We start from the raw sequence: 21,764 nt of genomic DNA on the forward strand, positions 1-21,764 counted from the left end.
GTATTTTAACCGGAGAGAGGGTATGGCACTATTGGTATGTTGATCAGGGCGCCACCGGCGCCAACTCAAGGAATACGCTGCTATGGACATCAGCGAAGCGCAAAGACAGCGCCTCTACACCTTTGAATTGGTCGCCTTCTGGGAGGGAGCGGCCAACAGCAGCTTGTTGGTTAAGCACTTTGGCTTGTCCCGCCAGCAGGCGAGCAAGGATATTAAACACTACCTTGTCTTGGCTCCCCAAAACCTCACCTATAACACCCACCGCAAGTGCCACCAGCCCACCCCCGACTTTAAACCCGTGTTTATATCGGGCAGCGCCGAGCAATACCTGGCTTGGCTGGCGGAGCCACTGACGGCTGAAAAGCTACCGATTGCCTCTTTGAGTCTTCCCGCGAGGGGTGTGCCTGCGAGTTTTATGCGGGCCGTTGTGCAAGCCATTCGGCACAACCAGCGGTTAGAGGTGGACTATGTGTCCCTCACCAACCCCAGCCGACAGGGGAGGGTGATCGCCCCGCACGCACTGGTGCAAACCGGCCTGCGCTGGCACCTGCGCGCCTGGTGCGAGCACAAAAAGCAGTTTCGGGATTTTGTCCTCAGCCGCTTTCGAGGTGAGGCCGTTCTGTCTGGCGGTGCTACGCACAGCGCCGCTCAAGACGACGCCTGGAACACCTCTGTCACAGTCAATTTTGCACCCGATCCGCGCCTGACAACGGAAAAACGCGGCGTAATCGAGTGCGACTACCAAATGCAAGATGGTCAGCTAAAACTCACCACCCGTGCCTGCTTGGTGCACTATTTACTGCAAGAGATGCGCATCAATCCCAAGGTACTGGACGCCGTGCCCGAGGCGCAGCAAATTGTGATTGTCAATTTAAGTGACATAAAGGAGTGGCTTTTTTAAGAAAATAGCAGAGCCGAGACGAGGCTTGTCATATTGCGGTACGGGTTATTTTTACAGTATTGCGCCAGCTTTTAGCCCCGCTAAAGTGATGATAGTTGAGGGGGGGTAATCATGATAAAGCGAAGAAAGTTGTTGACCTTGCTGGGGGTGACTAGCGCCTTGGCCGCACCAGCGGTGAGAGCACAAAAGCCTATTAGGCTGCTCGAAGTTTTGGATGCAGAAGTTGCGGGTTTCGGCTACTACCAAACGGACGAATTTTTAACGCATATCAGCTCAGGCGATGCGCTGACCTTAAAGCGAGAGCCCGACAATAAGCACGACCAGCGGGCGATAGAGGTTTACTGGGGAGAACACAAAATAGGCTATGTACCAAGAGTTAACAACAGGGCACTTAGTCGTTTGATGGATAACGGTGAAGCCGTTAGCGCCGAAGTGACTCGCACACTGGCGGGAAACTGGAAACCAGTGAAATTCGTGGTTCGGGTTGGGGTTTAGAAAGGAGAAAGTACAGTGGAAGATTTATCGCCGTCAGATTTAAAAACCATTCTTCATTCTAAGCGAGCGAATATCTACTATTTGCAGCACTGCCGTGTGTTGGTTAATGGGGGCCGGGTTGAGTATGTAACCGACGCAGGTAAACAGTCTCTCTATTGGAATATCCCCATTGCCAATACCACCACCATACTGTTGGGAACGGGCACTTCCATCACCCAAGCCGCCATGCGTGAATTGGCCAAAGCGGGTGTTTTAGTGGGTTTTTGTGGTGGTGGCGGTACGCCGCTGTTTAGCGCGAACGAGGTCGACATAGACGTTGCCTGGCTTTCGCCGCAAAGCGAATATCGCCCCACCGAATATCTGCAGGGCTGGGTGCAAATGTGGTTTGACGAGGCGCTGCGTCTGGACGCTGCAAAAGCTCTGCAGGTAGCGAGGCTTAACCGGATTTTATCCCAGTGGGGCAAAAGAGCCTTAAAAGACGCAGGGTTTGAGGTAGATATCGAGCGCCTTAAGGCACTGCTTGATAAAAGCTTGGGCAATATTGAAGTGGCGCGGGATACCAATGAGCTACTGACTGAAGAGGCCCGGCTAACCAAAGCCCTCTTTAAACTGGCCGTAAATACAGTGGGCTATGGCGATTTTACCCGTGCTAAGCGCGGTACGGGGGCTGACCCTGCCAATCGCTTTTTAGATCATGGCAATTACCTCGCCTATGGTCTTGGGGCAACCGCCACGTGGGTGTTGGGCTTGCCCCACGGCCTAGCCGTTTTACACGGAAAAACTCGCCGGGGTGGATTGGTGTTTGATGCCGCCGATTTGGTAAAAGATGCCGCCATCCTGCCGCAGGCTTTTTTGTCTGCCATGCGCGGCGATGACGAACAGGAATTTAGGCGCAACTGTATAGAAGTGCTTACGCGCGGCGAGTCGCTCGATTTTATGATCGATACACTGAAGGAAATCGCTTTGAGCATCGGTCGCAGCGGAGCGCCGCAGAAATGAACGTACTGCTGGTGTCCCAGTGCAACAAGCGAGCACTGGCGGAAACTCGCCGTATACTCGATCAATTTGCAGAAAGGCGCGGCGAGCGTACCTGGCAAACGCCGATTACCATGGACGGTCTGGCTACCTTAAAAAAGTTGTTGCGTAAAACAGCTCGCCGCAATACCGCTGTTGCCTGCCACTGGATTAGGGGCAAAGACCACAGCGAATTGATGTGGATAGTCGGCAACGCCAGTCGGTTTAACAGCGAGGGCGCGGTTCCTACCAATACCACCGAGCGAGACATTCTGCGCACAGAGTCCGAAAATGATTGGCACACCGGTGAGGATATTCAGTTACTGGCGCAACTGGCGGCATTACTGCACGACCTGGGAAAAGCCAGTGTGGCCTTTCAGAAAAAACTGCGGGGCGAGCTTGTCGAGAAAAATCTCTACCGCCATGAATGGGTGTCACTGCGCCTGTTTCTGGCGTTTATCGGCAAGGACGATGATGCAACCTGGCTGCAGCGTTTAGCGACTCCGACTGATAACGACGATAAAACCTGGTTGCAGGCGGGGCGCTATTGCCGCGATGGCTTGGATAGCTGTGAGCCGCCTTTTAAAAACTTGCCGCCTTTAGCGGCTGCCATTGCCTGGCTAGTGGTGACTCATCACCGCTTACCGGTAAAACCAGTAGTTGATGAGAAGGGCGAGCAGCAATACCTGGGGAAATGGTCACCAGATTTTGGCGCGAGCGCGCTGCCCGGTTTATTGCAAGGCGTCACACACGACTGGAATGAGGTAAGGCAGAGTAAACCGGAAGAAGCCATAACGCCTTACTGGACTATTAAACAGTTGCCCATCGCGTTGCCCAAGTGGCGCGAATCAGCGGCCAAGTTGGCGGTACGTTTGCAAAGATTGCTTGAGCGTAGAAAGGGCTATAGCTGGCTGGATAATCCCTACGTGATGCACCTGTCGCGCTTAAGCTTAATGCTGGCGGATCACCATTATTCGGCTTTACCACCGGACGCCAAACAGCGGGTTAGCAGTGATAAAAACTATAAAGTCTATGCCAACACTCATAAAGATAAAACGCTGAAACAACCGCTGGATGAGCATTTATTGGGGGTGGCCAAATTCACCGCGAGTATCGTACGTAGCTTTCCAGGCTTTGAGCGTTTTTTACCCACGCTCGCCCGTCATAAAGGGTTAAAAAGGCGCAGCAAACTTGAGCGTTTTCGCTGGCAGGATCGCGCCGCCGATGCCGCAGTAGCCGCGCGCGATAAAGCAGCTGAGCAGGGATGTTTTATTGTCAATATGGCCTCAACCGGCTGCGGTAAAACCTTGGCAAACGCTAGAATTCTTAACGCTCTGGCCGACCCTGAGTTGGGCTTACGGGCAAGCTTTGCACTGGGGCTTCGAACGTTAACGCTTCAAACAGGACGTAGTTATCGTCAGGATTTACATCTAAATGATGATGAGTTGGCCATTAAAGTGGGCGGCAGCGCCAGTCGCGAGCTGTTTGAGTATTACGAATCATTGGCCGAGAGCACGGGCTCTGCCTCGGTGCAGGACTTAATGGAAGAAGACGGCCACGTGCTTTACGAAGGTCAGCATTTGGATCACCCGTTACTCTCTAAGGTGATGGCCGATCCGCGCATTAGCGCTCTGGTGTCTGCGCCCACGTTGGTGTGCACCATCGACCATTTAATGCCCGCCACAGAGGCGCAACGGGCAGGGCGACAAATGGCCCCAATGTTGCGGCTAATGAGCAGCGATTTAGTGTTGGATGAGCTAGACGATTTCGGCATGGAGGATTTACCCGCACTTACGCGGCTGGTTCACTGGGGCGGGCTGCTGGGGAGTCGGGTGCTGCTCTCATCGGCCACCATGCCGCCTGCGTTGGTTGAGGGGATGTTTCGCGCTTATGCTGCTGGCCGTGTGCACTATTTAAAAAATCGGGGCGAACATGGCGGGCAGGATAAGTCCAATCCGGCGGTACCGTGTTTGTGGGTAGATGAAAGCGTTAGCCCAAAGTTGGTATCAAGCACCACTACTGATTTTGCGGCTTATCATCAGCAGTTTGTAGCGCAGCGTGTTAAGAAACTACAGGGCGCCGTAACGTCTAAAGGTGCGAACCGAAAAGGCGAAATTTTATCGCTTGATCTACCCAGTGTGGAAAATGCCGATAAAGCCGATATTCACAAAGACTTTGCCAAACCTGTGTTAAACGCGATTATCAACGCCCACGATAACAATCATGAAACCTGCCCGCACTCTGGTAAAAAAGTGAGCTTTGGTTTGGTACGTATGGCGAATATCGAGCCGCTATTTCGAGTTGCGCAAGAGCTGTATAAAAACGGAGCGCCTGAGGGTTATCAAATTCATTTGTGTGTGTATCACGCGCGATTTCCGCTGCTACTGCGCTCGCAAATTGAATATCTGCTTGACGGCGTATTAAACCGGCGCGATTCCGGCGCGGTGTATGAACGTGAGGATACTCGCGAGTTGCTTAGTTCGAGCGAGCAGCCCAACCAATTGTTTGTGGTGCTGGGCTCTCCGGTTACAGAAGTGGGGCGCGATCACGACTACGATTGGGCGGTAGTGGAACCCTCGTCCATGCGCTCATTGATTCAGTTGGCGGGCAGGGTGCAAAGGCACAGACAAAAAATACCTGAGCAGGCGAATATATACCTGTTTGATACCAATCTGCGTTACTTTACCGAGCGCCAAGAACGCAATGGGAAACCTAAGCTGGTGTATGTAAAGCCGGGTTTTGAAGACAAATACAGTAAAAAGTTTCGCCTGAGTAACCACCGCTTAACGCACCTGCTGCGCGAGTCTGAGTATCGGCACATTACCGCTTGCCCACGCATTGTGCGCGACGAAGCGCCTCTTAACAGTAGCAACAGCCTAGTGGATTTAGAGCATGCCCGGTTAGAAGCGCTTATGTTGCCGCCCACCGCATCGGAGCAACCCAAACGACGTGGCAGCAGACAGGGCCAGCAGCAAGAATTAACCGCGACCGAGTGCTGGCGTGACCCACAGGCGGGGTTAACTTGGGTGTTGCCCCAGCAGCAACCTTTTCGTAAGCAAACCGGCAAAGAAATGACGCTGGTCTTTTTGCCGGATGAGGATGAAACCTGCCTGCTACCCCACCGTATTCATGAGGAGGGTGGTCGTGGTAAGCCCCATATCTATGTCAGCGCCTCTCATATGGTCGCCACACTGGAGTGGGCGGACATACCTATGGGGCAGGGGATATCCCCCTGGGGCCGGTTCGACTTATTGGCGCTGTTAAAAGAACAGGCAGAGGCGCAAGGGGTCAGCCTAGAGCAATGTGCCAAAAAATTTACCACGGTGAATGTCATGGTGGGGAGTAAAGGATCTGCAAGGCAGTGGTGGTATCACCCCGCGTTGGGGCTGGGGGAGAAAAAATAACCGGGCCGAAGCCCGGTAGTTGTGCTGCCTATGCGGCAGAGTGGACGTATGAAACACGATCACGCATTTTTCTTAGCTGCCTATGCGGCAGTAATTGGTGCGAGATGTAGTATATCATCACTATAAGTGTCGAATACATGATCAAGCATTGGTTGACATCTTTGGGGCGGAGGTTTAACTTGGTGGGTAAGTACCCAAACCACTGCGCCAACAGTGGCTTGGGTTAAAGCAACCTGCCGGTTGATAGTCGGCCCCAAGCACAGGTTTGATGCGCTAAGGAGGATAGAGATATGTCTGACCCGCATATGACCAGAAGAGTCTGAACTGATCTACACATCCCCGCAGCATGTTGCTGTGGGGATTCTACAGCTTTTAGGTCGGCTCAGTCGATCATAAACGCAAAAGGAGTTCTCACTATGCACGATAACGAGCAATCGTCGTCGCGGTCTGCGGTGTTTCGCCAGGCGATCACCGAATTTATCGACGAGCGACGCGATACCAAGTTAAATGGTTTAAGCGATGAAAAGGCCGCCGAGGTGGCGGCTAAGTACGACTACGACGTATGGCTGGAAAGCGCAGCCAAGCGTGTCTCGCAAATTCAGGCGGTAACCCATATTACCAAAGCGACCCACCCGGACGCTAAAGGTAGCAGCCTGTATGTTTCCCCCAAATCCCTCCCCGAGCGACTAGAAGTTGGCACCCATGTTTTAGGTGATGACTATGCAGAAGATGTGGTCGGTAATGCCGCTGCGCTGGATGTTTACAAGTTTCTGAAGCTAGAAGTTGACGGAAAACGGCTGATTGAATGGTTTCAGCAAAACGATACCGATGCCATCGCTGCCCTTCACTCCGACGAGGGGAAAGCAGCCGCGTGGGCGGAATCTTTTAAAGAGTTAATTCGGCCAGTCCAAAATCTTGCCTCGCACGTTATGGCTAAGCAGGTTTACTGGTGTGCGGCGGACGATCCTACGGACAATGCCGGCTTTCACTTGTTGCAGCCACTGTTCTCCAGCCCGCTCGCGCACGCAGTACATTCCGAAGTTAACGACGCTCGCTTTGGCGAAGTGAATAAGGCCGCTCGCCAGGCACGTAGTAAAAAACAACCCCACGATGGTGTTTACAAGGTGTACACCAATGTGGCGGTGCGCAAGCTGGGTGGCACTAAGCCTCAAAATATCAGCCAATTAAACAGCGAGCGCGGCGGCGTGAATTATTTATTGGCATCTGCTCCGCCGCAGTGGACGCGTGAGTGGTCGCGGAGTCCGTTAAATACAGACACTTCATTGAATCAGTTTTTTAAACTGCGTGAAGCTCGCGATTTATTTAGGAAGCTGGTTAAACTGCTTAAAAGTGACCCGAATGCCATTATGGAAACACGGCAAAAGCGTGAGGCTATCGAGCAAGCCCTAGGGCAATCGCTCGCCGCTTATGGTGCAGAGCTACAGGCAGAAATGGAGCCCGGCTGGACGCGGGATGCCGCGTGTCGATTACCGTTGTGCGAAAAAATATGGCTGGATCAAGCCCGTGCCACCCTGCCTATTCGAGAAGAGTACAGGAAAGATGACGAGGCTTTCCTGCGTGCATTCGAGTGGAAGGACTGGCCCGATGAAGTCGCAAGCCTGTTTGCTAACCAGGTTAATGCCCGCTTGATTGCAGACGGTTTGCCGGTGGGCGATGCCGAGCACGCGCACTGGGCCAAGCAGGCGATTGTAAACGCCGCCTGGCCCGCAACCATTCAGCGACGCGCAATTAAGGCAAACAAGGAGGTGGCCAATGTCTGAGTGCCCCGGTTTTGACTATTTATTGGTGGTGCCGCACCTGCGTGTGCAAAATGCCAACGCCATATCCAGCCCACTGACCCACGGTTTTCCCGCTATGAGCGCTTTTGTCGGTTTAATGTGGGCGCTGGAGCGCAAAGCTAAGGCCGCCGGGCTGGATTTGGACTTTAACGCCGTTGGCGTGGTGTCGCACGGTTGCGAAGAGCAGGTGGCAAGCGATGGCTTTGTCAGTGGCTTTCATTTAACCCGAAACCCCGTGGGTAAAGACGGTAAAACAGCCGCCATTGCCGAAGAGGGGCGAGTTCATTTGGATATCAGTTTGGTGTTTGCTGTTGGTTGCGAACTGATTGCTGATGACACTGAACAAAAGGCTGTGGCTGACAAAGTCAAAGCGCTGATTGAATCTATGCGCATTGCCGGTGGCTCGGTTGTGCCTTCTCTTCAACCCCCATGGCGAACCCAGCCTTATATGGCCGGTTTTGCTGCGGGTGCTAAGGGGCGAGAAGAAACGTTTGATCAACTTAAAATGCGTTTATTGCCGGGCTTTGTTTTAACTGATCGACAAGATGCCTTAAATAATGAGTACGAAGCGTTACGCGAGTTGGACAATAAAGCCACGCGCTTAGACGCACTCCTGTCTTTATCGCGTATTGACTATGTCTGGCAGCCAGAAAAAGACAATGCGGATAAAGGTGAATGGATCGCTACTCGCGCCTCGGGTAAAAACCGATCCGGTTGGCTGGTGCCTATGCCGATAGGCTATGGCGCGCTAACAGAGCTGCAAGACGCCGGTAGCGTAGAAAATGCCCGCGACAATACAACCCCTTTTTGCTTTGTCGAAAGCTTATTCAGTATTGGTGAATGGCTAAGCCCGCACCGCCTGCAAAAACCAGAGCAGCTCCTGTGGTACGCCAATACTTGCTCCGATACGGGTGCTTATCGCGTTTGCAACGACTATCGACCCTCTGAAATTCTCGAAACTATCAACGACTAATACTTTAAAAGGATATTAATTATGGCTAATGAAACACTAAAAACCGCCTCTGTTTTAGCTTTTGAGCGCAAGCTGGACCCTTCCGATGCTCTGTTTTACGCAGGCGACTGGGACGATCAAGCAAACAGTCGCAACTGGCAGCCGGTCAGTATTATTGAAAAGTCGGTGCGGGGGACGATTTCAAACCGTCTGAAAACCAAAGATCAAGACCCTGCCAAGTTGGATGCCGCGATTGAAAATCCAAACTTGCAAACGGTCGACGTTGCTGCATTACCGGCGGATGCTGATACCTTGAAAGTCAGTTTTACGTTACGGGTTTTACCTGGCGCGGGCACCCCTTCGGCGTGCAATAGCGGCGAGTATCAAGACAAACTCCAATCCGTCGTAAGCCAATATGTATCGAAAGCCGGTTTTAGCACCCTGGCGCAGCGCTACGCCGCTAATCTAGCGAATGGTCGATTCCTTTGGCGAAACCGGGTTGGGGCCGAAGCGGTAACCGTGAATGTGGCCCGTATGTCGAACGGGAGCGCCAGCGAAACCTGGAGCTTTAATGCATTGGATGTTTCACTGCGTAACTTCGAAAACCTGTCTACCGATGTTCAAACTCTAGGAAAAGTAATTGAATCCGGCTTGAACGGCGAGCAACACGTATTGTTGCAGGTAACTGCTTTTGTACGGATTGGTGCGGCGCAGGAGGTATTCCCGTCGCAAGAGCTGATTCTAGACAGGGGCCGAGGTGATAAAAGCAAAACTCTTTATCAAGTAAAAGATATTGCAGGCATTCATTCCCAAAAGCTCGGTAATGCGATTCGCACCGTTGATACCTGGTATGAGGGCGCGGACGATTTAGGCCCCATCGCGGTAGAGCCCTATGGATCGGTCACCACCCAGGGCAAAGCGTATCGTCAGCCTAAACAAAAAATGGATTTTTACAATTTGCTGGACGCTTGGGTTTTGAAAGATAAAGAACCTGATACTGAACAGCAGCATTTTGTGATGGCGACGCTGATTCGCGGTGGTGTCTTCGGTGATGCGGGGTGATGTATGGATCATTACCAGGACATCAGCATACTGCCCGACCCCGAGTTCTCTTTGGCTTTACTGATGGGCGCGCTCTACAACAAACTTCACCGAGCTCTGGTTGAGCAAAAGGCAACGAATATCGGTGTTAGTTTCCCTGAGTATACCGTTAAACCAAAAAGTGTCGGAGGTGTTCTGCGCTTGCACAGTGATAAGCCCTCTCTGCATCGCTTACAGGAACTAGGCTGGCTAACGGGAATGCGCGATCATACAGACGTATCCGAAATACTCCCCGTGCCATCGGAAAAGAGCTACCAATGTGTCACACGGCGGCAGTTCAAAACCAATGCAGAGCGATTGCGCCGCCGTCGCATGAAGCGCAAAGGTGAAAGTTATGATGAGGCATGTCAAGCAATTCCTGCCACTGTAGAAAAGAAGCCCGACGTACCTTATGTAACCATCCGTAGTGCCAGTACAGGCCAGTCATTCTGCCTGTTTATTGATCAACGTGGCGTTGGGCCGAACAGTCAGGGTGGAGAGTTTAATAGCTATGGATTCAGCCAAACTGCTACCGTACCTTTGTTTTAACCCTTTTTCTGGCCAAATATTTAAGCCCTTGTTTTGCAAGGGCTTTTTTAGTTGCTAAATACAAAAGGGTTTGTGGCCGAAAAGCGCCTTCGTTCTTTAAAAATCAGTTACTTAGCTTTATGATTCTGTAGCTCACTGCCGTACAGGCAGCTAAGAAAATTGGTGCATGTAGCGTTCAAGAATCTCTAGCGCTCACTGCCGTACAGGCAGCTAAGAAACGGTGCCTGCCAGCACATAACGGGGCTTTTCTGCTCACTGCCGTACAGGCAGCTAAGAAAAGCTTGTGAACGGCAATGCTTCGTACGACCGTGCTCACTGCCGTACAGGCAGCTAAGAAAACAGCCCGAAAAAGTGACAGTCACGCAAATTGGCTCACTGCCGTACAGGCAGCTAAGAAATCGCGGGCGGCGTTGGCCTGACTTACCACCATGCTCACTGCCGTACAGGCAGCTAAGAAAATAGGCCCGGCGCCAGTGGTGAGAAAGTCCCCGCTCACTGCCGTACAGGCAGCTAAGAAAACATTGAACGGCTGCATGGCACCCAACAGCTTGCTCACTGCCGTACAGGCAGCTAAGAAACTCGCCCACCTGCTGGTATTGCTCCAACACACGCTCACTGCCGTACAGGCAGCTAAGAAATTTAACACAAACACCAGGTGCTGGCGCTGCACGCTCACTGCCGTACAGGCAGCTAAGAAAGGCGAGGGTCGGCGTTGAATCCTCGATGAGGCGCTCACTGCCGTACAGGCAGCTAAGAAATTGATCTGTAGCACATCGGCCTCAGTGGACGAGCTCACTGCCGTACAGGCAGCTAAGAAAATTCGGGGTCGGTATCAACTACAGCCGCATTGGCTCACTGCCGTACAGGCAGCTAAGAAAGCTTTTTTGAGCAGGGGGACTACAACCTGAATGCTCACTGCCGTACAGGCAGCTAAGAAAGTCACGGCGCGGCTGTGGCCGCTCACGCTATGGCTCACTGCCGTACAGGCAGCTAAGAAAAACCTGCAAGACACGTTTACCCAGTTCGTAAAGCTCACTGCCGTACAGGCAGCTAAGAAACACCAGACCGGCAGCGGCGGCCACACGGGCAGGCTCACTGCCGTACAGGCAGCTAAGAAAATGACCACAAACCGTGGCCGGTAGATGGCCATGCTCACTGCCGTACAGGCAGCTAAGAAATGTCCCGGCGTGCATGGCAAATCAGCGTCAGCGCTCACTGCCGTACAGGCAGCTAAGAAAGATCCTCGAATCGAAAAGCTATGGTCCCACCGGCTCACTGCCGTACAGGCAGCTAAGAAATGATACCGTTGCGCCGCATTACCTCGCACTGCGCTCACTGCCGTACAGGCAGCTAAGAAACAACACGATTACGCGAAGCAGGCGGCCTCAGGGCTCACTGCCGTACAGGCAGCTAAGAAATTGGTCAGGACTTGAAGCTTGTATGCCTGCCCGCTCACTGCCGTACAGGCAGCTAAGAAAGCCAGCAAAATTCAGCCATTCGATAACGAAGAGCTCACTGCCGTACAGGCAGCTAAGAAACTTGAACCACAGTCCGTTGATTTAATTGTTACGCTCACTGCCGTACAGGCAGCTAAGAAAACACAGGAGATACGCCGTGCGCTCTCTGACACGCTCACTGCCGTACAGGCAGCTAAGAAAAGTGGCGCTGTTGGGTGATCCGCTCGCAATATGCTCACTGCCGTACAGGCAGCTAAGAAATCCATCACCGGCCCCCGTGCGATCGGGAATACGCTCACTGCCGTACAGGCAGCTAAGAAATTGGCCTGGCGCTTTGTTGCAGGCTTGCCGTCGCTCACTGCCGTACAGGCAGCTAAGAAACTTGAGGCAATCGGTAAGCACCTGACCATTATGCTCACTGCCGCACAGGCAGCTAAGAAATGGCTGGACGTGTCGCCATTGGTTTCGTCCTCGCTCACTGCCGCACAGGCAGCTAAGAAAAGAGCTCGTGAATGATGCCGGTAAGATCACACGCTCACTGCCGCACAGGCAGCTAAGAAAGGTAAGGGCAATCGCCCACACCGCCTCCGCATGCTCACTGCCGTACAGGCAGCTAAGAAATTACAGTGTGCCGGTGAACGGCACTTAGAAATGCTCACTGCCGCACAGGCAGACTGGAAGCCTTTGATATAAATCGGAGTCGGACTTTGTACTTCTGTAGTTCCCGATACTTGTTCCTCTATGGGGTAGGGGTTGATCTTGAGCAAGAAACTGTCTTACTTCACATCCAGCTCCCCACCATAAATGGCCCAGTCCAGAGAGATATCCAGAGTCTCTGCCAGCGCGACCAGTTGGTGGACGTATAGGTTGCGCTCGCCGCGTTCGATTTTCCCAATCGTGCTTTGCGTCAGGGTTAGGCCGCGTTCCTCCAGAGCAATCACCAAATCCAGTTGGCTCATGCGCTGACGGGCACGCGCGATTCTTAAGCGCTCACCGAGAAGTTGTCGCTCCATTCTATTGTTATGCACCTGCCTGGAACCTTAGGGGGTAGGTGTACCATTTTTATTCTGGAGGTATTTTCTTCTGAGGATTGAAATAGTCCTCAGTGGACAAAGGAAGGAAAAAGAGTTTGGTACTCTGAAAAGTATGAACCATTGGATAAGTTTGCTTAAGGAGGGGCGGGAGTGTTGTTGCAGCAGGCATTGAAAGATAAAATCTGCCGGTTTAACTCGAAATGCAGCTATCCGGTGCACCAGCTGGAGGCTTGGATGGCGTCTGAGGCGCTGACAGCCGAGGAGGTTTTGGATACCCTTTATCTGGTGCGCCGGCAGTTATGGGTGGAGACTGAGGCGTTGCAGCGCAAGGCCAATGTGCCGCCTGCGGTAAGTGAGCGGCAGCGTTTGTGGTGCGTACAGTGCGATCAGGTGATTCACTTTTTTCAGTTGTTGGCAGAGCGTGGCGAGGCGGATACTCGGTTGTTGAGCCGCGGCCCCGACAGCTCCGTTGAATAGCAGCTTGTTAAGCGGTGTCTAGCCACCCGGCAATGTTTATTGTTGGGCTACTGCTACGACCAGACTTTCTTCTTGTCACCATACCGATTTACCCAGCTCATTACGTAAGCAAACAGGAAAATAAAGGGTGTTATAAACGCATTGGGGTCAATCATCAGCCAGCTCACAAAGCCGAGTAACACCATGGCAAGCTCAGCCACTATTGCCGATCGCTTAGAGCGAGAGCCCGCTAACGACAGCCTGAACCACAGTGGGAGCCCTTTCCAATCCTCTGAATTTTTATCTATCACCGTCACTTCCTCCGTCAAGGTTGATACATCCACTTCAAATACAGAGGCGAGGCTGTTAAGGGTCTCGATACTGGCCTTATTACCTGACTCAACACGCTGAATGGTACGCACATTGAGACCGCAGAGTTCTGCCAGCTGCTCCTGAGACCAGTTGCGCTCCAATCTTAACTTTTTAACAATCATGATCCGTCCTCACCAATTTGTGGTGAAATCTTCCAAAAATAACCTCGGTGTCGGCTACGACTTTACTGCGACACTTACACGACAGTGCGGTTTTAGTTAGCGAGGTAGCCCGTGATACGGTGCGAGTGGCCAGCGGCTGCGGCACTAAGCGGGTGGTTAGGGCAGCTCCCCAAAGGATGTGTCCAGATTAATGTTATAGATTCGGCTATTGCGTTCAAACGTAACGGTTCTGGACTCACCCACTTTTACAGACACTGGAGTGGCGCCAACATAGTAAGGATTTCCAGAAGAAAGATCTTTTAGCGTAAACACCAGATCAAAGATATTATCTTTAGGGGTGTCGACCTGAAATTTCACTTCATATTGGTCGGGGAACCTAGACACCGATGTTCCAGGGTAGCTCAACAAAAGGGCATTGATGTATTGGCTTTTTTTAGACCCATCTATTGTCTTTTCATCAATAGTGAGCTGAATCACCAAACCGTCTTCGGCCGCTGCGGTAACGCTCAGCGACAGTAAGATTACCGATAGTATTCTCTTCAATTTCCGGCTCCAATTTGGCTCAAATGGCTGTAAATCGCCCAAGCGCTCTATCATTTACAGGGTTTGTTTCAGGGGAGCTATGCGTTACGCCGACTTAGTCTTTTCTGTGCCTTCAGTGTCAAGGAGGTGAAGCTGTGCAGGCGCTTTATTCTGCGGGTCTTGGCCTTGTTATCTCACCTTTCCGGCCGACTTGTCACATGCTTTATGTCTGTATTTTTAAAATAAAGCAATGGACTAAATCGTGCCACGGATTGTCAGGCTTATCAACCGTGAATGACGGAGTTCTGACCTCTGACGCTACCAATGCCGGGCACTCGCACCGTCAAACTTTTTTGCTGAGAGGACTGAAATGGAGGAAAGTGAGTAGGGCCGGCTGAGTCCAGTGACAGAAAGGCCAAGTCTTGCCGGTAGTTCAGTTTGCCTTGACAATCGCGGAAGTGGCTGCGAGACACAGCACAACGATAGATGTCAGCACCCCGCGCAGTCGTTGGTAATCAGGCTCTTGCTGAAGCCACACGCGTTCGCAGCACCAGCAGGATATAAACGCCAAAGCAAGTCCCATTAATGCCAGTAGAGCCCAGCCGGTTACGGCGCAGTAGAGGGCGGCCCAGCCACTGAGCGCCAGGGCGTTACTGGCGATGAGCGGTCCGGCTCGGGAGTGAGTGTCGTGCTGCGCTTGGCCCCACAGGCTGCCGGCCATAAAGCTGAGGATAATGGCGCCGTAGCTGATCAGCAGCAACACGGCTGTGTGCTGAGAGTACGAAATCGCGCTGAGAAGTGTGAAAGATACGAAGGGTATCAGGCCGGCGAAGCCGAGCAAGTTGCGAAGTCGATGATGCATAGTGCCTCCTTAAGTGATTTTACGCAGGAGGCCAGGGTCTGGATGTTTGGCTAGCAGAGTGTTGAAAAACTACCTACGTTGCCGCTGCGGTGTTAAAAATGGCCTCAAAATGCTCATTTACTACGTGTAAACTCCGCTTTTTCAGTCATTTTTGCCTTGCATCGGCGGTCTCGCCTACGCTTTTCAACAGCCTGCCAGGTATTAAAGCCCACCCAAAGCGATTATTGTCAGGTGTTGCTAGGAGACATAAAGCCCCGTGGTATCAGTCTAGATGCCACGGGGCAGATATATTTTGGCGTGTGGGATGTTTCTGATACTGGTGAGGATCAGTCCTGACGCTCGGTCACTTCCAGCAGATGATAGCCAAATTGGGTTTTGACTGGCCCCTGGACTTGGTTGACCGGTGCGCTGAACACGACTTTGTCGAATTCCGGCACCATCTGGCCCGGGCCGAAGGTCCCCAGGTCACCGCCTCTGCGGCCGGAGGGGCATTGGGAGTGGTCCCGCGCCAGCTTGGCGAAATCTTCGCCCGCTTCGATTTTAGCTTTCAGCTCATTGCAGGTGTTTTCATTGTCTACCAGGATATGGCGTGCGGCAGCTTGAGGCATAATTGTGACTCTCTTTCAAAGGGTTGATGGGCAAGGCGCATACCATAAGGGGTATCGCGCCTTAGTGCTAGTGTCCTGTGCCAGGGGTGTGTATAGGTTCATGGCGCCGTCAGCTGCCCTCTATACGAAAGCCGATTTTCATACTGACTTGGTAATGGCCGACTTTACCGTCAACGATATGACCGCGGGTTTCGACCACCTCAAACCATTCAAGGTGGTTAACGCTTTTACTGCACTCGGCCAGGCCGTTTTCAATGGCTTCTTCAATGCTGTTGGGCGACGAGCCGACAATTTCGAGCTTTTTGTAGGTGTGGTGATTGGACATCAGTACCTCCGAATCATACAAATGTGTGGTTTCAGTTAAACAGACGCTGGGTCGTAATAAAAGGTTCCTGAGGTTTTATAGCCTGCGCGGCCGGTTTTACTTTGGTACAAGGCTGTGGCAACGTCACCATTGTGAACTCGACTTATGAAAAGAGGGGCGCTGCGTGTTAAGGCGCGAGAGATAGGGCCATGAAAGATCTGATTCATCAGTTTGGTCGCTTGCGCCTGTTGGCGCTGGTGTTGGCCTTTTTGCCTTTTGCTGCTCTTCCGTTGGCCGGGGTGGTTTGGCTTTGGCAGAGCGGTCATTTGCTGGAATGGCTGCTGCTCTTGGTAGCCTGCGCCGCTGTGGCCATGCTGTTGCAATGGTGGTTGGCGTTTAACGACAAACGCCGGGCTTTTGAATCGCGCACCCGGGCCGATGGTAACTGGTCGTCTACCGCCGAAGGCGCCTGGGCGCAGGTTGAGGCGCTGGCGGATACTGCTGACCCCATTGAGTACCCGTTGAGTGACAGTTCTGCGCTATTGTCCCTGGCGCAGCAGACGCTGGAGCGAGTCGCCGGGCACTTCCACCCGAAAAAGGAGCAGCCGCTGCTGGCGTTGACGCTGCCCCATACGCTGTTGATTATCGAGCGCGCCAGCCGCGAATTGCGCAAAGAAATTGTGCACACCCTGCCGTTCAGCCACAGGCTCAGTTTGGGCAACTTGGTGCAGGCGCGGCGCCTGCAGCAGACGGCCATGCGCTACCACAAGGCTTACCGCGTTGGTCGAGCGGTGTTGAGCCCGGCCACGGCGCTCTACAAAGAGTTTAGTCGCGCGGTCAGTGGCCATATTTTGGACTATGGCAGTGATCGGTTGCAGCGCTGGCTGCTGCAGGAATATGTGCGCAAGGTTGGCTTTTACGCCATTGAATTGTACAGCGGCAATTTGCTCTTGAGCGGTGAGCTGGTGGGCGCGGAGGGGCGCCCCTTGCAAGTGCTGGTGGTCGGCCCCGCGCAAAGCGGCAAGACCAGCCTGATTGAAGCGCTCGCCGGCGGCGAAGCTCACGCCGATCCCGAGCTCAGCGATAGCGGGATCGCTGTCCACCGAATCAGCTCCGCCGAATGGGGCGAGCTTGAACTGTGGGATACCCCCGCCTGGAAAAACTTACCCAGGCGCCATGCGCGGCGAGCGGTGGCTGAGGCCGATACCATTATTTGGGTGAGCGACGTCGAGCAAATGGACGCCGATTACAACGCCGAACAACTCGGCCGGCTAAGGCGATGGGTGGGTGAGCGCGCTGGCCAACCCGAGCCGCCGCTGCTGGTCGCTTTGACGCACTGTGAGCAAGAAGACGCCTTGCCGTTTATTCACGATCTGGCCGAGACCTTGTCGGTGGCGCCGGAGAATATGGTGGCGCTTTCGCTTGCCGAGCCCTTGGCCAGCAAAGCCCGCCAGCGGTTGTCGGCTGCGTTTGCCTTGCACCACGCCCAGGCAGTGCGCAGCCACTATTGGCGTTACCTGAACCGCCAGCGTCGCGCGGAAAACCGTGAAATCGCCGCGCGTCAGCTGCGCAATGTGGCAGGCAGTGCCTGGCGTACCGCACGTGGGGTTTTTCGCCGCGGTAAAAAGCCATGAGGAGATGCGTGAAGGGGGAAGCGAGAGGTTGCGCTATGCAATCCATCCATCCTCTAACCGCGAAAACTCGATACCGCTTTTAATGGGTGCCAACACGCCAGGGCTATTCTTTGGCGTCACCCCAGGCGCGGTTCATGACCAGATAGCTGAACGAGGCGGACCAAGTAATCATCATAAACCCCACCAGTGCTTCGGTGCCGGCTAAAAAGCGCACATCCCCCACCGCGATCAAATCGCCCCAGCCCACGGTGGTGTAGTTGGCCGCGGAAAAATACACGCAGTCGAGCATATTCAGCTCGTCATAGCCTGTGATCGTGCCGTAGCCTTCTGTTCTTACCAAGAGCCACAGTGCCATGCCGAACAGCCAGATCTCCACGACATGAGCGACCAGCAGGACAAACATGGTCATCAGCACCAGCGGGCGGGTGTGATGCCGGTGCCCGTAGTGTTTATGGCGCTCGCAGTGCCAGCGATTGAGCCACTGAATCGCCTCGTAGTGGAAAACCACCACCAGTGCCACCACCACGGTTGTGACGATACCGACCACCCAGGATGATTGGTTTGCTAGCATGGATATCTTGCCGCCTGTTCACTCTTTTGGTTTATTCTACGGCCTGTAGACGGATGTGCCCAGGCCGGAAAGTCATTCGCGCGCCTGGCGAAATTTGATCATCCGATTAGCTTGGCCATTAAGATGCTCCTCCTGAGCCTCTTAATCGGCGCCCTGTAGAATCGGCGGAATTAGTGAAATCCCTTGATTTTATCGGACTCGCGCTCGCCTTCGACGCATCCTGCGCCGCTATTCACCCGACAATCACAATTGCCTTGTTAATAGCGTGTCGTGCATGCGATTTAAACGTTTAGAACGGCACAGGATACCGGCGGTGCACTTCGGCGATATCGGCCAGCACCGTATCGCTGAGCGACAATTCAAAGGCGGCGATATTTTCTTTTAGCTGGTCCATGTGAGTCGCACCGATGATGGTGGAGGTGACGCCGTCTACCTGATCGCACCAGGCCAGGGCCATTTGCGCGGGGCTGAGGCCGTGCTTTTGCGCCACTTGCAGATAGTCAGCGACGGCGGCGTTGGTGTGTTCGGTGTCGCGGAACAGGCCGTTGCGTTGGATTAGGTTCCAGCGCGCGCCGGGCGGTCGCGCGCCGTTTAGGTACTTGCCGGTGAGGGCACCGGTGGCCAGTGGTGACCAGGGCAGGTAAGCGACCCGTTGGTGAACACAGTTTTCAATTAAAAACGGCCAATCGCGGGTTTGCAGCAAATTGAATTCGTTTTGGATGGACGTGACGCGGGTGAGGTTATGCTTTTCACTCAGGCGAATGTATTCATTCACGCCCCAGGGCGTGTCGTTGGATAAGCCAAAATGCAAAATTTTGCCGGCTTTCACGCACTCGTCCAGCGCCTGCAGAATTTCAAGCATTTGCGTGGAATGCTCTGCGGTGTTGACGTCGCTAAAGCGGATGCGGCCGGGCGCGTGTTTGCCAAAGTGCGGCGAGGTGCGGTTGGGCCAGTGTAATTGGTAGAGGTCGATGTAGTCGGTTTGCAGGCGCGCGAGGGAGTCGTCAATCGCCTGAATCACGGTTTCGCCAGTAATGTCGCCGCCACCGCGAATGTGCTTGAGGCCGTTGCCGGCGATTTTACTGGCGAGAATAAACTCGTCGCGCCGCGAGGAATTCGCCGCGAGCCAGTGGCCAATAATGGTCTCGGTGGTGCCGTAGGTGTCGGCCGTGGGCGGTACAGCGTACATTTCGGCGGTGTCGATAAAGTTAATGCCGTGCGCCAGGGCGTACTCAATTTGTTGGTTGGCTTCCTGCTGATCGTTTTGCCGGCCCCAGGTCATAGTGCCCAGGCATACCCGCGAGACTTTCAGTCCTGAATGGCCGAGTGTGCTGTAGCGCATGGTGTTGCTCCTTGAGTGACGAGTTTGGCAGCGCCACAGTATGGCGGCGGCGCTGGCCGGGGGCCAAGGTTCCTTACGTTTTTTGACATGTAAGGCCGACGCTGTGCAAATAATCCTGCTGGCGAATGCCCGCGCATTTTTGCGTGCGCTCGCGCTCTTGAGCGGCGCTCGCAAAAGTTATGCAAAAGTTGTCGCTCAAAGCCAAATTTACGACTAAAATTGTATGACAATATGCCGCCCTGAGCGGCGCCAGTTGCAACCGCCGGGAAGTTCCTCGTTGTCCGATATTACCCTGATCCAGATTTTGCTCGCCAACCTCGCGCTCATTGCCGGCTCCTGCCTGCAAGGGGTGGCGGGGTATGGCATCGGGACTCTGTCGGCGCCTCTGATGTTTCTGATCAGCCCGGCGTTTTTGCCGGGAGTGATGATCATTAACGCGGTGATTCTGAATATCCTGATGCTGATCCGTAATCACCAGAGCCTCAGTTTTCGGCCAGTGCGCTACGCCATTGGCGGCAATGTGGTGGGCACGGCGCTGGCGGCGATTACCCTGACCATTCTGACGGCCCAGGGTTTTGAATTAGTGTTTGGCGTGCTGATCTTGCTGGCGGTGGGGCTGAGTGTTTTGGGCCTAAAGCCGGGCCTGTCGGCGCGCAACAGTATGCTGGCCGGTGGCGCCTCGGGCTATATGGGCACCATTACCGCCGTGGGTGGGCCGCCCATTGCCCTGATTTACCAAAACGAGCCGGGCGAGCTGGTGCGTGCCAACCTCTCGGCGTTTTTTCTGTTTGCCAGCCTGGCCAGCGTTGTCGCCCTGGCCCCGGCCGGGTACATCGGCATGACGGAAATGACCCTTGTGTTTGCCACCTGCCCGGGTGTGTTTATCGGTTTCTGGCTGTCCGGTCATTTAGTGACGCGGCTGCCGTTTAACGCATTGCGCCCGGTGATTCTCTCTATTGCTGCCATGGCCGGTGTGGCCGCCGTCGTGCGCGGGGTTTTGGCGTACTGAGCGGTTGGGTTTGGCTGATGTTCAATACAAGGGCTATTAGGCCGTAAGCCTCTAGGGCAGAGGTTTTAATCTCAGGCCTCAGACTCGCTTTTTTCCTGCACCAACACCCAGGGTTTGATCACCACGGCCCAGAGAATGGCGTCTTGCTCAAACCAGGCTTGCGCCGCTTCATCGCTCACGGGTTCTACCTGCCCGGCTTCCATCCACTGTTGAATTTGCGCGGCGTTGTCACGAGCCATTTCGCTCGCCACTTGCGTCAGGTCCAGCTCGGGGGCGACAAATATGGCGTTGCCTGCGGCAAAAAAGCGCTGCAGCTCGCGCCAGGCGATGGTGGCGGTTTCCAGGTTGACCTTGGCTTTTAGCAAGTCGTCTTCAATCATGGTTTGCTCAGCAGTGCCTTTGCCGCGCGGCTGTTATTGGATTTGTTCAATCGCTCGCAAATACGCGCACCGGCGTGCATAACCTTGTGAAGGTCGGCGCCGTGCTCTATGCCGAGCCCGTTTAATAGGTATAGCACGTCTTCGGTGGCAACGTTGCCGCTAGCGCCTTTGGCGTAGGGGCAACCCCCCAGTCCCGCCACTGAACTGTCGACAACCGCTATGCCCATCTGCAGCGCGCGGTAAATATTGGTGAGCCCCTGGCCGTAGGTGTCGTGCATATGGACGGCGAGTTTGTCGGCGTGGATGTGTGGGAGTAAATGCTCAAGCAGTCTTTCGGTGTGAGCGGCGGTGCCCACGCCGATAGTGTCACCCAGAGAGATCTCGTAGCAGCCCATGGCCAGCAGCTCTTGGGCAATATCCAAACACAATGTGGGCTCTACCTCGCCGCTGTAAGGACAGCCAAGCACGCAAGAGATGTAACCGCGCAGGGGAATGGCGTGTTCGCGTGCGGCGCGGGCCACCTCGGCAAAGCGATCCAGGCTTTCGGCGATGGAGCAGTTGAGGTTTTTCTCGCTAAAGGCCTCGGAGGCGGCGGCGAATATTGCGACTTCATCGGCGCCCGCGGCCTGTGCCCGCTCAAAGCCCTTTCGGTTTGGCGTTAGCGCGCTGTAGCGCACGCCCAGCGTGCGCTCTATGCCGGCAAACACCGCTTCGCTGTCGGCCATTTGCGGCACCCATTTGGGGTTTACAAAGGCGCCGGCCTCAATGCGCGTCAGGCCGGCATCGGCCAGGGCATGGATAAGCGCGAGTTTATCGGCCAGGGCGATGGTGCCCGGCTCGTTTTGCAGGCCGTCGCGCGGGCCCACCTCGACGATATCAACGCGCGCCGGCAGCACG

At 54.1% G+C, this 21,764-nt stretch carries 21 protein-coding genes and 1 CRISPR repeat array; of the genes, 11 read left to right on the forward strand and 10 right to left on the reverse strand.

Annotated elements, in window-relative coordinates:
* Window positions 1-82 precede the first annotated feature (82 nt).
* The 8 genes from QWI16_RS14040 (at window position 83) to cas6f (ending at window position 10,194) form a co-directional block, all read left to right on the forward strand.
* Complete coding sequence (locus QWI16_RS14040; RefSeq protein ID WP_302714067.1) at window positions 83-901, forward strand: helix-turn-helix transcriptional regulator; 819 nt, start codon at window positions 83-85, stop codon at window positions 899-901.
* 111 nt (window positions 902-1,012) lie between these two features.
* Window positions 1,013-1,396 carry an HIRAN domain-containing protein gene (locus tag QWI16_RS14045; RefSeq protein ID WP_302714068.1) on the forward strand — a complete coding sequence of 128 codons (384 nt, stop codon included), beginning with the start codon at window positions 1,013-1,015 and terminating at the stop codon, window positions 1,394-1,396.
* A 15-nt stretch (window positions 1,397-1,411) separates the two neighbouring features.
* On the forward strand, window positions 1,412-2,395 hold the full coding sequence (gene cas1f / locus QWI16_RS14050) for a type I-F CRISPR-associated endonuclease Cas1f (protein WP_302714069.1): 984 nt from the start codon (window positions 1,412-1,414) through the stop codon (window positions 2,393-2,395).
* Window positions 2,392-5,814: a type I-F CRISPR-associated helicase Cas3f gene (gene cas3f / locus QWI16_RS14055; RefSeq protein WP_302714070.1), complete on the forward strand. Its 3,423-nt coding sequence runs from the start codon at window positions 2,392-2,394 to the stop codon at window positions 5,812-5,814. The genes cas1f and cas3f overlap by 4 nt, the downstream gene beginning before the upstream one ends.
* A gap of 416 nt (window positions 5,815-6,230) precedes the next feature.
* Window positions 6,231-7,595, forward strand: coding sequence for a type I-F CRISPR-associated protein Csy1 (csy1, locus tag QWI16_RS14060; RefSeq protein WP_302714071.1), 1,365 nt, complete (start codon window positions 6,231-6,233; stop codon window positions 7,593-7,595).
* The gene (csy2, locus tag QWI16_RS14065) at window positions 7,588-8,586 is read left to right on the forward strand and encodes a type I-F CRISPR-associated protein Csy2 (RefSeq protein WP_302714072.1); all 999 of its coding nucleotides are present in this window, start codon (window positions 7,588-7,590) and stop codon (window positions 8,584-8,586) included. The genes csy1 and csy2 overlap by 8 nt, the downstream gene beginning before the upstream one ends.
* 21 nt (window positions 8,587-8,607) lie before the next feature.
* Window positions 8,608-9,627, forward strand: a complete 1,020-nt coding sequence (gene csy3 / locus QWI16_RS14070) for a type I-F CRISPR-associated protein Csy3 (protein WP_302714073.1) — start codon at window positions 8,608-8,610, stop codon at window positions 9,625-9,627.
* 3 nt (window positions 9,628-9,630) lie between these two features.
* A complete protein-coding gene (gene cas6f, locus QWI16_RS14075) occupies window positions 9,631-10,194 on the forward strand; it encodes a type I-F CRISPR-associated endoribonuclease Cas6/Csy4 (protein ID WP_302714074.1) in 564 nt (187 codons plus the stop codon).
* A 130-nt stretch (window positions 10,195-10,324) separates the two neighbouring features.
* A CRISPR array of direct repeats spans window positions 10,325-12,272; the repeat unit is 28 nt; unit sequence GCTCACTGCCGTACAGGCAGCTAAGAAA.
* A gap of 155 nt (window positions 12,273-12,427) precedes the next feature.
* Here cas6f and QWI16_RS14080 read toward each other — a convergent pair.
* On the reverse strand, window positions 12,428-12,664 hold the full coding sequence (locus tag QWI16_RS14080) for a helix-turn-helix domain-containing protein (protein WP_302714075.1): 237 nt from the start codon (window positions 12,662-12,664) through the stop codon (window positions 12,428-12,430).
* A gap of 171 nt (window positions 12,665-12,835) precedes the next feature.
* Between QWI16_RS14080 and QWI16_RS14085 the strand changes: the two genes are divergently transcribed.
* Complete coding sequence (locus QWI16_RS14085; RefSeq protein ID WP_302714076.1) at window positions 12,836-13,162, forward strand: hypothetical protein; 327 nt, start codon at window positions 12,836-12,838, stop codon at window positions 13,160-13,162.
* A 53-nt stretch (window positions 13,163-13,215) separates the two neighbouring features.
* On the opposite strand, the gene QWI16_RS14090 is transcribed toward QWI16_RS14085, so the two are convergent.
* The 5 genes from QWI16_RS14090 to QWI16_RS14110 form a co-directional block, all read right to left on the reverse strand.
* Window positions 13,216-13,635, reverse strand: coding sequence for a helix-turn-helix domain-containing protein (locus QWI16_RS14090; RefSeq protein WP_302714077.1), 420 nt, complete (start codon window positions 13,633-13,635; stop codon window positions 13,216-13,218).
* A 156-nt stretch (window positions 13,636-13,791) separates the two neighbouring features.
* The gene (locus QWI16_RS14095) at window positions 13,792-14,178 is read right to left on the reverse strand and encodes a hypothetical protein (RefSeq protein WP_302714078.1); all 387 of its coding nucleotides are present in this window, start codon (window positions 14,176-14,178) and stop codon (window positions 13,792-13,794) included.
* A 412-nt stretch (window positions 14,179-14,590) separates the two neighbouring features.
* Window positions 14,591-15,019, reverse strand: coding sequence for a DUF3429 domain-containing protein (locus tag QWI16_RS14100; protein WP_302714079.1), 429 nt, complete (start codon window positions 15,017-15,019; stop codon window positions 14,591-14,593).
* 326 nt (window positions 15,020-15,345) lie between these two features.
* Complete coding sequence (locus tag QWI16_RS14105) at window positions 15,346-15,627, reverse strand: peptidylprolyl isomerase (protein ID WP_302714080.1); 282 nt, start codon at window positions 15,625-15,627, stop codon at window positions 15,346-15,348.
* A gap of 109 nt (window positions 15,628-15,736) precedes the next feature.
* Window positions 15,737-15,952, reverse strand: coding sequence for a dodecin (locus QWI16_RS14110; protein WP_302714081.1), 216 nt, complete (start codon window positions 15,950-15,952; stop codon window positions 15,737-15,739).
* Between the two features lie 188 nt (window positions 15,953-16,140).
* On the opposite strand from QWI16_RS14110, the gene QWI16_RS14115 reads away from it, so the two are divergent.
* Window positions 16,141-17,565, forward strand: a complete 1,425-nt coding sequence (locus QWI16_RS14115; RefSeq protein ID WP_302714082.1) for a GTPase — start codon at window positions 16,141-16,143, stop codon at window positions 17,563-17,565.
* A 103-nt stretch (window positions 17,566-17,668) separates the two neighbouring features.
* Here the strand turns inward: QWI16_RS14115 and QWI16_RS14120 are convergent, their stop codons facing one another.
* On the reverse strand, window positions 17,669-18,136 hold the full coding sequence (locus QWI16_RS14120; protein ID WP_302714083.1) for an ion channel: 468 nt from the start codon (window positions 18,134-18,136) through the stop codon (window positions 17,669-17,671).
* 289 nt (window positions 18,137-18,425) lie between these two features.
* Window positions 18,426-19,478 (reverse strand): aldo/keto reductase, encoded by a 1,053-nt coding sequence (locus QWI16_RS14125; RefSeq protein WP_302714084.1) that lies wholly within the window; start codon window positions 19,476-19,478, stop codon window positions 18,426-18,428.
* Window positions 19,479-19,701: 223 nt separating this feature from the next.
* Here QWI16_RS14125 and QWI16_RS14130 point away from each other — a divergent pair, with 223 nt between their 5' ends.
* The gene (locus QWI16_RS14130) at window positions 19,702-20,487 is read left to right on the forward strand and encodes a sulfite exporter TauE/SafE family protein (protein ID WP_302714085.1); all 786 of its coding nucleotides are present in this window, start codon (window positions 19,702-19,704) and stop codon (window positions 20,485-20,487) included.
* A 71-nt stretch (window positions 20,488-20,558) separates the two neighbouring features.
* Here the strand turns inward: QWI16_RS14130 and QWI16_RS14135 are convergent, their stop codons facing one another.
* Both QWI16_RS14135 and QWI16_RS14140 read right to left on the reverse strand, forming a co-directional pair.
* On the reverse strand, window positions 20,559-20,867 hold the full coding sequence (locus QWI16_RS14135) for a DUF2288 domain-containing protein (protein ID WP_302714086.1): 309 nt from the start codon (window positions 20,865-20,867) through the stop codon (window positions 20,559-20,561).
* Window positions 20,864-21,763, reverse strand: a complete 900-nt coding sequence (locus tag QWI16_RS14140) for a hydroxymethylglutaryl-CoA lyase (protein WP_302714087.1) — start codon at window positions 21,761-21,763, stop codon at window positions 20,864-20,866. Before QWI16_RS14140 ends, QWI16_RS14135 begins: the two co-directional genes overlap by 4 nt.
* Window position 21,764: the final 1 nt, after the last annotated feature.

The organism is Gilvimarinus algae, from assembly GCF_030518215.1.
GTDB classification, from domain to species: Bacteria; Pseudomonadota; Gammaproteobacteria; order Pseudomonadales; family Cellvibrionaceae; genus Gilvimarinus; species Gilvimarinus algae.

What these genes read in the sequence shown, in the direction of transcription:
- QWI16_RS14105 (WP_302714080.1), bottom strand. Translation starts at nt 15,627, where the DNA reads ATGCCTCAAGCTGCCGCACGCCATATCCTGGTAGACAATGAAAACACC.
- csy3 (WP_302714073.1), top strand. Translation starts at nt 8,608, where the DNA reads ATGGCTAATGAAACACTAAAAACCGCCTCTGTTTTAGCTTTTGAGCGC.
- csy2 (WP_302714072.1), top strand. Translation starts at nt 7,588, where the DNA reads ATGTCTGAGTGCCCCGGTTTTGACTATTTATTGGTGGTGCCGCACCTG.
- cas3f (WP_302714070.1), top strand. Translation starts at nt 2,392, where the DNA reads ATGAACGTACTGCTGGTGTCCCAGTGCAACAAGCGAGCACTGGCGGAA.
- csy1 (WP_302714071.1), top strand. Translation starts at nt 6,231, where the DNA reads ATGCACGATAACGAGCAATCGTCGTCGCGGTCTGCGGTGTTTCGCCAG.
- QWI16_RS14115 (WP_302714082.1), top strand. Translation starts at nt 16,141, where the DNA reads ATGAAAGATCTGATTCATCAGTTTGGTCGCTTGCGCCTGTTGGCGCTG.
- QWI16_RS14125 (WP_302714084.1), bottom strand. Translation starts at nt 19,478, where the DNA reads ATGCGCTACAGCACACTCGGCCATTCAGGACTGAAAGTCTCGCGGGTA.
- QWI16_RS14110 (WP_302714081.1), bottom strand. Translation starts at nt 15,952, where the DNA reads ATGTCCAATCACCACACCTACAAAAAGCTCGAAATTGTCGGCTCGTCG.
- QWI16_RS14135 (WP_302714086.1), bottom strand. Translation starts at nt 20,867, where the DNA reads ATGATTGAAGACGACTTGCTAAAAGCCAAGGTCAACCTGGAAACCGCC.
- QWI16_RS14080 (WP_302714075.1), bottom strand. Translation starts at nt 12,664, where the DNA reads ATGGAGCGACAACTTCTCGGTGAGCGCTTAAGAATCGCGCGTGCCCGT.
- QWI16_RS14045 (WP_302714068.1), top strand. Translation starts at nt 1,013, where the DNA reads ATGATAAAGCGAAGAAAGTTGTTGACCTTGCTGGGGGTGACTAGCGCC.
- QWI16_RS14090 (WP_302714077.1), bottom strand. Translation starts at nt 13,635, where the DNA reads ATGATTGTTAAAAAGTTAAGATTGGAGCGCAACTGGTCTCAGGAGCAG.
- QWI16_RS14040 (WP_302714067.1), top strand. Translation starts at nt 83, where the DNA reads ATGGACATCAGCGAAGCGCAAAGACAGCGCCTCTACACCTTTGAATTG.
- QWI16_RS14130 (WP_302714085.1), top strand. Translation starts at nt 19,702, where the DNA reads ATGACAATATGCCGCCCTGAGCGGCGCCAGTTGCAACCGCCGGGAAGT.
- cas6f (WP_302714074.1), top strand. Translation starts at nt 9,631, where the DNA reads ATGGATCATTACCAGGACATCAGCATACTGCCCGACCCCGAGTTCTCT.
- QWI16_RS14120 (WP_302714083.1), bottom strand. Translation starts at nt 18,136, where the DNA reads ATGCTAGCAAACCAATCATCCTGGGTGGTCGGTATCGTCACAACCGTG.
- QWI16_RS14100 (WP_302714079.1), bottom strand. Translation starts at nt 15,019, where the DNA reads ATGCATCATCGACTTCGCAACTTGCTCGGCTTCGCCGGCCTGATACCC.